10 protein-coding genes and 1 other RNA gene are annotated in these 13,487 nt (G+C 69.4%); all 11 read left to right on the top strand.

Annotated features, from left to right (window positions below; genetic code table 11):
* Window positions 1-21 precede the first annotated feature (21 nt).
* The 11 genes from ffs (at window position 22) to FIV50_RS12960 (ending at window position 13,434) form a co-directional block, all read left to right on the top strand.
* Window positions 22-118, top strand: an RNA gene (gene ffs, locus FIV50_RS13010) — signal recognition particle sRNA small type.
* Window positions 119-161: 43 nt separating this feature from the next.
* Complete coding sequence (locus tag FIV50_RS13005) at window positions 162-779, top strand: rhomboid family intramembrane serine protease (protein WP_258184263.1); 618 nt, start codon at window positions 162-164, stop codon at window positions 777-779.
* Entirely contained in the window at window positions 776-1,504 is a 729-nt protein-coding gene (locus tag FIV50_RS13000) for a hypothetical protein (protein ID WP_140037797.1), read from the top strand. Before FIV50_RS13005 ends, FIV50_RS13000 begins: the two co-directional genes overlap by 4 nt.
* A 60-nt stretch (window positions 1,505-1,564) precedes the next feature.
* The gene (gene pta / locus FIV50_RS12995; protein ID WP_140037796.1) at window positions 1,565-3,688 is read left to right on the top strand and encodes a phosphate acetyltransferase; all 2,124 of its coding nucleotides are present in this window, start codon (window positions 1,565-1,567) and stop codon (window positions 3,686-3,688) included.
* Entirely contained in the window at window positions 3,685-4,905 is a 1,221-nt protein-coding gene (locus FIV50_RS12990) for an acetate/propionate family kinase (protein WP_140037795.1), read from the top strand. The genes pta and FIV50_RS12990 overlap by 4 nt, the downstream gene beginning before the upstream one ends.
* A gap of 105 nt (window positions 4,906-5,010) precedes the next feature.
* Window positions 5,011-5,817: an HAD-IA family hydrolase gene (locus tag FIV50_RS12985; RefSeq protein WP_140037794.1), complete on the top strand. Its 807-nt coding sequence runs from the start codon at window positions 5,011-5,013 to the stop codon at window positions 5,815-5,817.
* Complete coding sequence (locus tag FIV50_RS12980; protein ID WP_140037793.1) at window positions 5,814-8,318, top strand: glycoside hydrolase family 65 protein; 2,505 nt, start codon at window positions 5,814-5,816, stop codon at window positions 8,316-8,318. Before FIV50_RS12985 ends, FIV50_RS12980 begins: the two co-directional genes overlap by 4 nt.
* Window positions 8,319-8,320: 2 nt before the next feature.
* On the top strand, window positions 8,321-9,400 hold the full coding sequence (locus FIV50_RS12975; RefSeq protein WP_181164221.1) for a DUF2207 family protein: 1,080 nt from the start codon (window positions 8,321-8,323) through the stop codon (window positions 9,398-9,400).
* A gap of 103 nt (window positions 9,401-9,503) precedes the next feature.
* On the top strand, window positions 9,504-11,906 hold the full coding sequence (locus FIV50_RS12970) for a DNA polymerase III subunit gamma and tau (RefSeq protein ID WP_181164220.1): 2,403 nt from the start codon (window positions 9,504-9,506) through the stop codon (window positions 11,904-11,906).
* Complete coding sequence (gene recR / locus FIV50_RS12965) at window positions 11,906-12,499, top strand: recombination mediator RecR (protein ID WP_140037790.1); 594 nt, start codon at window positions 11,906-11,908, stop codon at window positions 12,497-12,499. Before FIV50_RS12970 ends, recR begins: the two co-directional genes overlap by 1 nt.
* Window positions 12,496-13,434 (top strand): DMT family transporter, encoded by a 939-nt coding sequence (locus FIV50_RS12960; RefSeq protein ID WP_140037789.1) that lies wholly within the window; start codon window positions 12,496-12,498, stop codon window positions 13,432-13,434. Before recR ends, FIV50_RS12960 begins: the two co-directional genes overlap by 4 nt.
* Window positions 13,435-13,487: the final 53 nt, after the last annotated feature.

Raw genomic sequence — 13,487 nt, 5'->3', positions numbered from 1 at the left:
CAGACATCGGCTAGACTTGTCCACGGCTCTCCGCGTGGCGGCATCCAGGCCAATTCCCCCAGGGCGGAAACGCAGCAAGGGTAACCGGGCTCTGCTGGGTGCGCGGAGAGTCACTTTCTTTTTGTCAGCGTCCTCCGGGTCAGTCCTGACAGGATCGTGACGTGACAAGGCCAGATGTGATCAGCACCGCCGATTCCCCGCGATCCAGTGCTCTCGGCCGTTTCGCAGCGCCTCTCCTTCTGGTCGCCCTGATGTGGGCCGTGCAGCTCGTCGATGCGGTCCTCCCCGGCTCCTTCACCGGCTTCGGGCTCCGCTCGTGGGATCTCTCGGGCCTCGGCGGCATCGTCGTCGGTCCTCTTCTGCATGCGGATTGGGCGCACCTGATCGGCAACACCGTGCCTCTTCTCGTGCTCGGCTGCCTCGTCGCAGTCGAGGGCGCGCGCAGGTTCTGGGCCGTCACCGCGTTCGCCGCCGTGATCGGCGGACTCGGCACATGGCTCGTGAACGCACCCGGGGCGTTGACGGTCGGGGCGTCAGGCCTCGTCTTCGGATACTTCGGATACACAGTCATGCGGGTCTTCGCGCCGGGGAGGGTCGCACACCGCGTGCTCTATGCGATCGTCGCGCTCATCGTGATCGGCCTCTACGGCGGTTCCATGCTCGCCGGCGTCGTCGGCGTGCGCGAGGGCATCTCGTGGCAGGCGCATCTGTTCGGCGCGATCGGCGGCGGGATCGCCGCATTCATCGGCAGAGGCCGCACCAAGAGCCGGGGCGCATGAGCGCGACCCAGAGCACCCGAGGCGCCGCGACTCGAAAGAAGCCGGCAGCCAGAAAGACGGCAGGAAAGAAGTCGGCGAGCAGGAAGCCGCCGACCCGTCAGCGGTCGCGCACGCGTCGTGCGTCGCCGCGTCGACGAGCGCAGCGGCGGATCCAGCGCGCGAAGCTGCTGCGTCGCATCGCGCTGTCGGCCGCAGCCGTGATCGTCGTCGCGCTCGCCGCGGTGCTGATCCCGCTGGGGCTCGCTCACGAGAAGCCGCTGGCGATCTGCATCACCGATCCGACCACGTTCCCCGAGTCCGGCGTCGAGGGCTGGCAGGGCGAGCAGCTCGAGAACGCGGCGACCATCATGCAGACGGCGACCGCGCTCGGCTTCGGCCGCGACGGCCAGATCCTCGGGGTGATGACGGCGATGGGCGAGAGCAGCCTGAACAACATCGACTACGGGGACTGGGAGACGAGCGGGTTCACCAACCCGGACGGCAGCCGGACGACGAGCATCGGGCTCTTCCAGCAGCAGCACTGGTGGGGGTCGGCCGAGCAGCGCATGGACCCGGCGACCGCCGCGACGCTGTTCTACGAGCGTCTCGCAAGAGTGCACGACTGGCAGTCGATCGACCAGTCGCTCGCGATCCACCGGGTGCAGATCAACCTCGACCCCACGTACTACACGCGCTACGCGGCGGATGCCACGGCCGTGGTCGACGCTCTCTCCAGGCCCTGCTGAGCGATTTCGCACGGCTGTCAACCCAGCGAGATCATGAGGTCGTGCACCTAGGGTGGAGCTGTGGCGCAGAGCATCTACATCACCTCGGCCGAAGGCCATACCGGTAAGTCGACCATCGCCCTCGGCGTGCTCGACGCGCTCATGCGCGTCACGCCCCGGGTCGGCGTCTTCCGCCCCATAGCGCGGTCGGTCACCGAGCGCGACGACGTGCTCGAGCTGCTGCTCGCACACGACGGCGTGCACCTCGACTACGACGACTGCATCGGCGTGACCTACGACGATGTGCGCGACGATCCCGACCGAGCGCTCTCGACGATCGTCTCCCGGTTCAAGGCCGTCGAGGCCCAGTGCGACGCCGTGGTCATCATCGGCAGCGACTACACCGATGTCGCCAGCCCGGCGGAGCTCGGATACAACGCTCGGATCGCCGCGAATCTCGCGGCACCCGTGCTGCTCGTGCTGAGCGGTCGTGATCAGCAGCGTCAGGCCGAGCAGCTGGGCACGACCACCGCGCGCACTCCCGCCGCGGTCGGACAGATCGGCGCGCTCGCGCTCTCCGAGCTCGAGGTCGAGCGCGCAGAGCTGTTCGCCGTCGTCGTCAATCGCGCCGACCCCGACGCACTCGCCGACATCGAGGCCGCCGTCTCAGCGGTGCGTCCGCAGAAGACCACGCCCGTGTGGGCGATCCCCGAGGACCGCACCCTGGTGGCGCCGTCGATCGACGGCATCCTAGCCGCCGTCGACGGCCGTCTCATCAAGGGCGACCCTGATCGTCTCGGTCGCGAGGCCCTGACGATCGTGGTCGCGGGCATGTCGATGGTGAACGTGCTCCCTCGGCTCACGGAGGAGTCGGTCGTGGTGATCCCCGCCGACCGCACCGAGGTGCTGCTGGCGACGCTGCTCGCCGATGCCTCCGGCACGTTCCCGCGGGTCGCCGGCATCATCCTCAACGGCCCGTTCCCGCTGCCGGAGCCGATCGTGCAGCTGCTCGACGGCTTCACCTCGACCGTGCCGATCATCGCGACCGACCTGGGCACCTACGACACCGCGGTGCGCGTGATGGGCGCGCGGGGACGCATCTCTCCCGAGTCCCGCGGCCGCTACGACCGCGCGTTGGGGCTCTTCCAGACACACGTCGACATCGCCGAGCTCACCACTCAGCTGGGTCTCGCCGAGTCGCGCGTCGTGACTCCGCTGATGTTCGAGTACGGACTCATCGAGCGCGCACGCTCCGACCGTCGCCGCATCGTGCTGCCGGAGGGCGATGACGATCGCATCCTCCGTGCGGCCGCCACCCTGCTGGCCCGCGAGGTCGCCGACCTCACGATCCTCGGCGACGAGTCGGCGATCCGGGCCCGCGCGGTCGAGCTGGGGGTCGACATCTCGGCAGCGCAGGTGATCAGCCCGACCGATCCTGAGATGGTCGACCGCTTCGCGACGGAATATGCGCGACTGCGTGCGCACAAGGGCATCACGCTGGCCCAGGCGGCCGACACCGTCACCGACGTCTCGTACTTCGGCACGATGATGGTGCACCTCGGGCTCGCCGACGGCATGGTCTCGGGCGCCGCCCACACGACCGCGCACACGATCCGCCCGTCGTTCGAGATCATCAAGACGAAGCCGGGGGTCAACGTCGTCTCGAGCGTCTTCCTGATGGCGCTCGCCGACCGGGTGCTCGTGTACGGCGACTGCGCCGTGATCCCCGACCCGACCAGCGAGCAGCTGGCCGACATCGCGATCTCGTCGGCCGCCACCGCGCAGCAGTTCGGCATCGAGCCGCGCATCGCGATGCTCTCGTATTCGACCGGCGAATCCGGGTCGGGTGCCGATGTCGACAAGGTCCGCGCCGCCACCGCTCTCGTGCATGAGCGCGCACCGGAGCTGCTCGTCGAGGGACCGATCCAGTACGACGCCGCCGCCGACGCCGCGGTGGCGAAGGCGAAGCTCCCCGACTCCGCAGTGGCGGGGCGCGCGACCGTCTTCGTGTTCCCCGACCTCAACACCGGCAACAACACCTACAAGGCCGTGCAGCGCTCGGCGGGCGCCGTCGCGATCGGACCAGTGCTGCAGGGACTCAACAAGCCGATCAACGATCTGTCGCGCGGCGCGCTGGTCGACGACATCGTCAACACCGTGGCGATCACGGCCATCCAGGCACAGTCCGAAGGAACGACCGCATGAGCGCCATCCTCGTCATCAACAGCGGGTCCTCGTCTCTCAAGTACAGCCTGATCGACATCGAGAACGAGAACGAGCTCGCGGCGGGCCTCATCGAGCGCATCGGGCAGGATCTCAGTGCGATCCGGCATACGGTCCGTCCTGACACCACCGCGGATGCCGTCGTGGCGATGCTCGACGCCTCGTACGACTCCGAGCGCCCCGTCGCCGATCATGGTGCGGCATTCACGGTGATGCTCGAGCAGTTCGCCGAGCACGGCCCGCTGCTCGACGAGCATCCTCCGGTCGCGGTCGGTCACCGTGTCGTGCACGGCGGGGCGAGGTTCTATGCGCCGACTCTCGTCACTCAGAACGTCGAGGACCAGATCGAGGAGCTCTCGGTGCTCGCCCCGCTGCACAACCCTGCGAACCTCGCCGGCATCGTGGCGGCGAAGGCGGTGTTCTCCGACGTCCCGCACGTCGCGGTGTTCGACACGGCGTTCCATCAGACCCTGCCGCCGGCCGCTTACACCTACGCGATCGACGCCGCGCTCGCCGCCGAGCATCGGGTGCGCCGGTACGGATTCCACGGCACGAGCCACCAGTTCGTGAGCGAGTCGGCGGCCGCGTTCCTCGACCGCGACCTCGGCACACTGCGGCAGATCGTCTTCCACCTCGGCAACGGGGCATCGGTGACCGCGATCGACGGCGGGCGATCGGTCGAGACGTCGATGGGGCTGACTCCGCTCGAGGGGCTCGTGATGGGAACCCGGTCGGGCGACCTCGACCCCGCGGCGCTGGTGCATCTGTCGCGGAGAGCCGGATACTCGATCGACGATCTCGACGCGCTCCTGAACTCGCGCAGTGGCCTGAAGGGGCTCGCCGGGCACAGTGACATGCGCGACATCCTCGCCGGCAGGGATGCCGGAGATGCGGCGGCGACGCTCGCTTTCGACGTCTACATCCACCGGCTGCGCGCCTACGCGGGGTCGTACATCGCCCAGCTCGGCGGTGTCGACGTGATCTCCTTCACCGCGGGGGTCGGCGAGAACGCGGCTGCCGTGCGCGCAGAGGCGATGGCGACGCTCGGATTCGCCGGCGTAGAGATCGATCAGGAGCGCAACGCGGCGCGGCAGCGCGGCATCCGACGGATCTCCACCGACGAGTCGCGCGTCGCCGTGCTCGTGGTGCCCACGAACGAAGAGCTCGAGATCGCCAGACAGACCTCCCGAATGCTCTGATCGACACGCCTCGGGGGTTACCGCCCGGCGCCGGGCGCCACTACGCTTGCACAGTGGCACGGAGAGGTGCCGGCAATACCCCTCGTCCTTCTCCTGGAGGCTCCTGTGCCCGAAGCCCTGCCCGATCCGCTCCGCGCCGAAGGCGTCCTGTTCGACCTCGACGGGGTGCTGACGCCGACCGCCGAGGTGCACATGCGCGCCTGGAAGGTCGTGTTCGACGACGTGTTCGAACGCTGGGGCATCACGCCTCCGTACTCGGATGCCGACTACTTCGACTACGTCGACGGAAAGAAGCGCTACGACGGCGTGGCGAGCCTGCTGCGCAGCCGCAATGTCGAGATCCCGTGGGGAGCGGTCGACGACCCGCCCGAGGCCGAGACCATCTGCGGCATCGGCAATCGCAAGAACGCCGCATTCGCCGAGTCACTGCGGGGCGAGGGCATCGCCCCGTTCCCCGGATCGCTCGCGCTCGTCGAGAAGCTGTCGGCAGCCGGCATCCCGATCGGCGTCGTCTCGAGCTCCAAGAACGCCGAAGAGGTGCTCGCCGCCGCCGGCATCCGCTCGTTCTTCCGCGTCGTGGTCGACGGCGTCGTCGCCGAACGCGACAACCTCGCCTCGAAGCCCGCCGCCGACATGTTCAGCGCCGGCGCCGTCGCTCTGGGCGTCGATCCCGCCCGCAGCATCGCCGTCGAGGATGCGACCTCGGGCGCGGCCTCCGCGGCCGCCGCGGGGTTCGCGATCGTCGTCGGCGTCGATCGCGGCACCGGAGCCGATGCGTTGCGCGCCGCCGGCGCGACCGTCGTCGTCAGCGATCTCGACGTGTTCGTCGACGCCGCGGCCGACCAGGTCGCCGACCTCGATTCAGAATCCGCCGCTCAGGCCATCCGCTCCCAAGACGAGGACACCGCATGATCGACCGCGACCGCTTCCCCGTAGACCCCTGGCGACTCATCGAGACGCGATACTCCGAAGACGGAGTGGCCGAGACGCTGTTCGCCGTCGGCAACGGCTACCTCGGACTCAGGGGCAACCACATCGAGGGCCGAGGTGCCCACGAGCACGGCACCTTCATCAACGGTCTGCACGAGACGTGGCCGATCCGGCACGCCGAGCAGGCCTACGGCTTCGCCGAGGTCGGGCAGACGATCGTCAACGCACCCGATGCGAAGGTCATGCGGGTGTATGTCGACGACGAGCCGATCTCGTTCGACGAGGCCGACGTGCGCGAGTACCGCCGCACTCTCGACATGCGCACCGGTGTGCTCGAGCGCACCGTGGTGTGGGAGACGCCGTCGGGCAAGCGCGTGCGCATGCGTGACGAGCGCATCGTCAGCTTCGAGGAGCGTCACCTCGCCGTGCTCCGTCTCGAGGTCGTCGTCGAGAACGCCGACGCCCCCGTCACCGTCAGCTGCCAGATGATCAACCGCCAGGACGGTGCAGGTGTCTACGCGGGCACCCCCAACCAGGCGAAGGGCGGATTCGATCCGCGCAAGGCCGAGAAGATCGCCGAGCGCGTGCTCGAGCCCGGCGAATACTGGCAGGACGGATTGCGCTCGGCGCTGTCGTACAGCGTCGCGGACTCCGGCATGACGGTCGCCGTCGTCGCGGATCACATCATCGAGACCGAGAACGACTACACGTCGCGCACGCTGATCGAGGCCGACATCTCGAAGAACGTGTTCCGTGTGCAGGCGAAGGCCGGGGTGCCCATCACGGTCACCAAGCTCGTCAGCTACCACACGTCCCGAGGCGTGCCGGCCCGCGAGCTCGTCGACCGCTGCCGTCGCTCCCTCGACCGCGTCGCGTTCGAGGGCGTCCAGGCGCAGTTCGACCGGCAGGCCGAGTGGCTCGCCGCCTTCTGGGGCCGCAGCGACGTGCAGATCGGCGGGCATGAAGACATCCAGCAGGCGACCCGCTGGTGCCTTCTGCAGCTCGCTCAGGCCTCGGCGCGCGCCGACGGAACCGGCGTGCCCGCGAAGGGCGTCTCGGGGTCCGGGTACAGCGGCCACTACTTCTGGGACACCGAGATCTATGTGCTTCCGTTCCTCACATACACGTCGCCGCAGTGGGCGCGCAACGCTCTTCGGGCGCGAGTGCTCATGCTTCCGGCGGCCCGCCGCAGGGCCGCGCAGCTCAACGAGGCGGGCGCGCTGTTCCCCTGGCGCACGATCAACGGCGAAGAGGCGTCGGCCTACTACGCGGCCGGCACCGCTCAGTACCACATCAACGCCGACGTCAGCTTCGCGCTCGGCAAGTACGTGCGCGCCACCGGCGACGACGACTTCCTGCGACGCGAGGGCATCGACATCGCGATCGAGACGGCTCGCCTGTGGGCCACGCTCGGCTTCTGGCGCACCTCGCGGCTCGTCGCCGACACGAAAGACGACGACGGCATCGAGACCTTCCACATCCACGGTGTGACAGGACCCGACGAGTACACGACGGTCGTGAACGACAACCTGTACACGAACGTCATGGCGCGCTACAACCTGCGCTACGCGGCGAGGGTCGTGCGAGAGGCGCAGGAGGCCAACGGCGAGGAGTTCGCCAGGGTCGTCGAGCGCACCGGCCTCGCGGAGGGCGAGGCGGAGGGCTGGGAACGCGCCGCCGATGCGATGTTCATCCCGTTCAGCGAGAGCCTCGGCATCCACCCGCAGGATTCGCTGTTCCTCGAGCGCGAGGTGTGGGATCTCGCCCACACGCCGAAGGAGCAGCGGCCGCTGCTGCTGCACTTCCACCCGCTCGTCATCTACCGGTTCCAGGTGCTCAAGCAGGCGGATGTCGTGCTCGCGCTGTTCCTGCAGGGCAACCACTTCACGCCGGAGGAGAAGAAGGCGGACTTCGACTACTACGACCCGCTGACCACCGGCGACTCGACGCTGTCGGCGGTCGTGCAGTCGATCCTCGCCGCCGAGGTCGGCTACCAGGATCTCGCTCTGCAGTACTTCCGGCAGTCGCTGTTCGTCGACCTCCACGACCTGCACCACAACGCGGCCGACGGTGTGCACGTGGCCTCCGCCGGCGGCGTGTGGACGGCTCTCGTGTGCGGCTTCGGCGGCATGCGCGATTACGCCGGCGAGCTCAGCTTCGACCCGCGGCTGCCTGCCGACTGGCCGTCGCTGTCGTACCCGTTGCAGTGGCAGGGGTCTGCGCTGCAGATCACGCTCACGACGGGCGAGCTGCGCGTCCGCGTGCTCACCGGAGATCCGGTGCCGTTCACGGTGCGCGATGTCGCACACATCGCCTCGACCGAGGAAGAGGTCGTCGTGCCGCTCGCCGATCAGGGACCGATGATCCCCGGGCGCCCGTCGCTGCGGCAGTTCGCGGACGCCCTTCGCGAAGACGGCACGCGCCTGTCGGCTTCCGTCCCGGTCATCACGACCGCTATTCCCATCATCGAGTCGATCGACTGAGGGTGCTGATCACCGCAGCTCTGTTCGGGCTCGCGCCCGCGCTGCTCCTGCTCGTGCTCGCCGTGGTCGAGCGTGCCCGCTCGGTGCAGCGCGTCGCGTCTCCCGGGGCGCGGTTCGCGCCCGCCGAAGGCGCGACCGTGCTGTATGACGCGCTGCTGCTGAACGCGGATCGGAGGGCGGTCGCCGCCGCTCTGATCGATCTGGCCGTGCGCCGCAAGGTGCGGCTGCTCGTCGATGCGGACACGGTGGCGCCCGGCGGGTCGCGAAAGCGCGCGCCTGTCGGCATGGAGATCGTGGAGGGCGCGACGTTCACGCCCGAGGAGCTCAGCGTCCTCGAGACGCTGTTCGGTCCGGATCACACTCCGGGGCGGGTGCGACGGTTCAGCTCGGATGCTCGGGCGTTGCACCGACGGGTTCGCGGGGTCATCGACGAGACGGAGAAGCGACTCGCATCCGCGGGGCTCATCGCCCGGGGGCGACGAGGATGGGCCACGTTCCTGATCCGCGTCGCCGCCGTGCTGGTGACCGGGGTCTGCCTCCTCCTGCTGATCGCCGCCTGGGCGGTGAGCGAACCGGGTGCCGCGCTCTACGTGGTGCTGATCGCCGGTCTGGTCGCCGCGGTCGCCGCCATCGTTGTCGCACCGAGTCCCTGGCGCCGATTCCACCCGGCCGCGCAGCCGATGCGCGAGCATCTCGCCGGGATGCGCGAGTACATCGCCCTCGCCGAGGCGGAGCCGCTGCGGTTCTCGCAATCGGCCGGGGGAGCGGACCTGAGGGCGGATGTCTCTCCTGAAGCCGCGAGCGCACGACTCGAGAGATTCCTGCTCAACGAGCGACTGCTGCCCTATGCGGTGCTCTTCGGCCTCGAGCGATCGTGGACGGCTGTGCTGCAGACCGAGTCGCGCGAGCTGCGCGTCGCCGAGGGGATAGGCGACGCCATGGAGGTGGCAGGGGCCGTGATCGACGTGATCCAGCTGGTCGGAGGCGTCGTGAATCTGGTGAACGCCGTCGGAGATCTGGTCGACGCGACCGGTGGGGTCGTCGAGGTCGTCGGCGGCGTCTTCGAGGCGGTGTCGTCGTGATTCCTCACCGCACTTCGGCGGCCCGAGCGGCGCGCCGAGGATCACCGCACGATCGTCGGCGCCCGGCTGCCGGAACGTCCGTGGCACGCCGTAGGCTGTTCTGGTGACCACAGCCCTCTACCGCCGCTACCGCCCCGAGTCGTTCGGCGAGATGATCGGGCAGTCCCAGGTGACCGAACCTCTGATGACCGCCCTCCGCGGCGACCGTGTCGGCCACGCATATCTGTTCTCCGGACCCCGTGGGTGCGGAAAGACGACGTCTGCGCGCATCCTCGCCCGCTGCCTCAACTGCGCCGAGGGGCCGACCGACGTGCCCTGCGGCACGTGCCCGAGCTGCGTCGAGCTGTCGCGCGCCGGCGGCGGATCACTCGACGTCGTCGAGATCGATGCGGCCAGCCACAACGGCGTCGATGACGCCCGCGACCTGCGCGAGCGGGCGACATTCGCCCCCAGCCGCGACCGCTACAAGATCTTCATCCTCGACGAGGCGCACATGGTGACGCCGCAGGGATTCAACGCCCTCCTCAAGCTCGTCGAAGAGCCGCCGGAGCACGTGAAGTTCATCTTCGCGACGACCGAGCCCGAGAAGGTGCTCGGCACGATCCGCTCGCGCACGCACCACTACCCGTTCCGTCTGGTGCCGCCGGCCGCGATGCTCGAGTACGTCGAGAAGCTGTGCGGCGAAGAGGGCGTGGTCGCCGAGCGCGGTGTGCTGCCCCTGGTGGTCCGGGCAGGAGGAGGCTCTCCGCGAGACACCCTCTCGCTGCTCGACCAGCTGATCGCCGGGTCCGATTCGCCCGCGGGCTCCGAGACCGTGACCGTCGCCTACGAGCGCGCTGTCGCTCTCCTCGGCTACACCCACGCGGCCCTTCTCGACGAGATCGTCGACGCGCTCGCCGCCGCCGACGCGGCCGCGGCGTTCCCCGCCATCGACCGCGTGGTGCAGACCGGGCAGGACCCCCGTCGTTTCGTCGACGACCTGCTCGAACGCCTGCGTGACCTCATCGTGATCGCGGCCGTCGGAGCCGGGGCATCCTCCGTGCTCCGCGGCATCGCCGACGACGAGCTCGCTCGCATGCGCACCCAGGCGGATTCGTTCGGTTCGGCGCGGCTGTCGCGCACGGCAGACATCGTCAGCGCCGCTCTCGACGACATGTCGGGCGCGACGTCACCCCGACTGCACCTCGAGCTGATGGTCGCTCGTGTGCTCGCCTCCGGAGGGGCAGCGGTCGCGGCCGTCCCGTCCGCGCAGAGCGCCTCGGGAGCGCCGGCACGCGCGACGAATGCTGGTGCGTCTCAGCCCGCTGCTGCTGCTGCCGCTGCTCAGCCCGGTGCGGTTGCTGCCCCTGAGGCTGCAGCCGCCGCTGCCGCGACCGATCCCGTCGAGGCCGAGTCGGCTGGCGCCCGGCCGACTGCTGTCGTGGCCGAGGCCCCTGTGGCCGAGAACGCGGATGCCGAGCCCGTGGCGTCGCGCGCTGCGACGACGAGCACACCCGCCGCCGAACCGGTGGCCGACACCGCGGTGCCCTCAGGCCCGGTCGCGTTCGAGCAGATCACCGCCGCCTGGCCGGCCGTGCTCAAGAGGCTCGAGAGCGTCAGCCGCACGTCATGGTTGCTGGCCACCGCCGTGCAGCCGCTCGCGTTCGTCACCGAGACAGAGGTGCTGACCCTCGGCTTCGCCAGCCAGCACGACGTGGCGAAGTTCAAGGGCACGACGCCGGGTTCCGGCCCGTCCGATCATCTGCGCGGAGCCATCGAGCAGGAACTCGGTGTGCGGGTCAAGTACCTGCCCGCACCGATGCCGACGGGTGGTGCTCCTCGCCAGCCCTCCTCGCCCGCAGCGGCGCGCCCGGCAGACGACGCGCCCGCATCGGAGCCTGCGTCAGCGAGCTCACCCAGCGCTCAGGCACCGCGATCTCAGACACCTCGTCCTCAGACGCCGGACGCTGAGACGGCCGCCGCTCGGACATCACCGCCTCAGAACAACCGTGCGTCCTCAGCCCCGGTGACCGAATGGGCGGTCGCGTCGATTCCGGCATCCGAAGTGGCGGTGCCGGTCCCGGCGCCCGCCCCGGTGCCGGCCGCGGCGACGACCCCGCCGGCGGCCCCGTCGGCAGCCCCTGCGGCCGCGCCGATGCCGACGCCCTCGACTCCGAGCGATGATCGGCCCGGCGAGGGAGACGAACCGCCGCCTCCCCTCGACGACGAGCCGCCCTATTTCGACGACGAACCGCCGTACGACCCGTCCTACGAGCCTGCGCCGACGTCGCAGGCCGCACCGACGGCCGCCCGCGCGCAGTCGGCGTCTCCCTCCGCATCCGCGCGGTCGACGCCTGTGCAGGCAGCCCCGGTGCGCAAGGTGGCTTCGGCCGCAGCAGCCCCGGTGATCACTGAGCGCACCCCCGCCGGGGGAGTCCAGCGCTACGGCGAGGCCGTGATCCGCCAGGTGCTCGGCGCGACGTTCGTTCGCGAAGAGCCCTACGAGCCCCCGACGAGGTTCTCCTGATGTACGACGGAATCGTTCAGGAGCTGATCGACGAGTTCGGTCGGCTCCCCGGAATCGGCCCCAAGTCCGCGCAGCGCATCGCATTCCACATCCTGCAGACGCCGACGTTCGACGTCGCGCGGCTCGCCGAGCTGCTCGTCGAGGTGCGGGTGCGGGTGCGCTTCTGCGAGATCTGCGGCAACGTGTCGGAGCAGGACCGCTGCGCGATCTGCCGCGACCCCAGACGCAATCCTGCCCTCATCTGCGTGGTCGAAGACGCGAAGGACGTCGCCGCGATCGAACGCACCCGTGAGTTCCGTGGTCTCTACCACGTGCTCGGCGGGGCGATCAGCCCGATCGCCGGCATCGGACCCGACGATCTCCGCATCGCGCAGCTGATGACTCGGCTCGCCGATGCCACGGTGCAGGAGGTCATCCTCGCGACGAACCCCAACCTCGAGGGTGAGGCGACGGCCAGCTATCTCAGTCGTCTGCTCACCACCATGCAGATCACCGTGTCCCGCCTCGCCTCCGGACTTCCGGTCGGTGGAGACCTCGAATACGCCGACGAGGTCACTCTTGGGCGCGCCTTCGAGGGCCGTCGCGTGCTGTGAACGCCCAGGGCGGCTTCACGCGACGCGGCTGGCTGCTGTTCGGCGCCATGGCGCTGCTGTGGGGCGTGCCCTATCTGTTCATCAGCATCGCGGTCGAGTCGTTCTCGCCGCCCGCCATCGTCGCAGGGCGCACCCTCATCGCGGCACTGCTGCTCCTGCCGTTCGCGCTTCGAGGCGGTGCGCTGAGAGCTGCGTGGAAGCACTGGCCCTGGGTGCTCGCCTTCGGGCTCGTCGAGATGGCCGGCCCGTTCCTGCTGCTCGGTCACGCAGAGATGACCCTGCCCTCGGGCATGACCGGTCTGCTCGTCGCGACGGTGCCACTGTTCGCCGCCCTGATCGCCCTGAGCGGCGGGGATCGGGGCGTTCTGCGCCCGACGCGCGGAATCGGCCTTCTCGTGGGATTCATCGGCGTCGCGATCGTGGTCGCCGGCCCCGGACTCTTCGGCGGAGAGGTCAGTCTGCTCGCGGCCGGGGAGGTGCTGCTGGTGGCCGTCCTCTATGCGATCGCGCCCTTCATCGTGGCGCGCAAGCTCAACGACGTCCCCTCGCTGGGCACCATCACGCTGTCACTGCTCATGATCGGTGTGATCTATCTGCCCATCGGTCTGCTCACGCAGCACGAGGTGCCGACGCTTCCCTCGATCTTCGCGCTCCTGGCGTTGGCCGTCATCTGCACCGCCGTCGCCTTCCTGGCGTTCTTCGCGCTCATCCGCGAGGTCGGTCCTGTTCGTGCCCCGCTGTTCACCTACGTCAACCCGGTCGTGGCGATAATCCTCGGGGCGATCGTGCTCGCCGAGCCCCTGACACCGGGGCTGCTCATCGGATTCCCGCTCATCATCGTGGGCTGCTGGTTCGCCGCCACCGGCGGACGCCTCCGCCCGCAGGCCCCCGCAACTCCCGACCTGGCTGTCGCGCCCCTGCCGCCGGCTCCCTGACTTCGCTCGACAGCGTCACATGCGAAGAAGCGCATACGCGCCGATCGTAGAAT

The sequence above is a fragment of the Microbacterium foliorum genome (assembly GCF_006385575.1).
Lineage (GTDB): Bacteria > Actinomycetota > Actinomycetes > Actinomycetales > Microbacteriaceae > Microbacterium > Microbacterium foliorum_B.
This window is presented reverse-complemented; position numbering and strand designations above follow the sequence as displayed.

What these genes read in the sequence shown, in the direction of transcription:
- FIV50_RS12980 (WP_140037793.1), top strand. Translation starts at nt 5,814, where the DNA reads ATGATCGACCGCGACCGCTTCCCCGTAGACCCCTGGCGACTCATCGAG.
- FIV50_RS12990 (WP_140037795.1), top strand. Translation starts at nt 3,685, where the DNA reads ATGAGCGCCATCCTCGTCATCAACAGCGGGTCCTCGTCTCTCAAGTAC.
- FIV50_RS13000 (WP_140037797.1), top strand. Translation starts at nt 776, where the DNA reads ATGAGCGCGACCCAGAGCACCCGAGGCGCCGCGACTCGAAAGAAGCCG.
- recR (WP_140037790.1), top strand. Translation starts at nt 11,906, where the DNA reads ATGTACGACGGAATCGTTCAGGAGCTGATCGACGAGTTCGGTCGGCTC.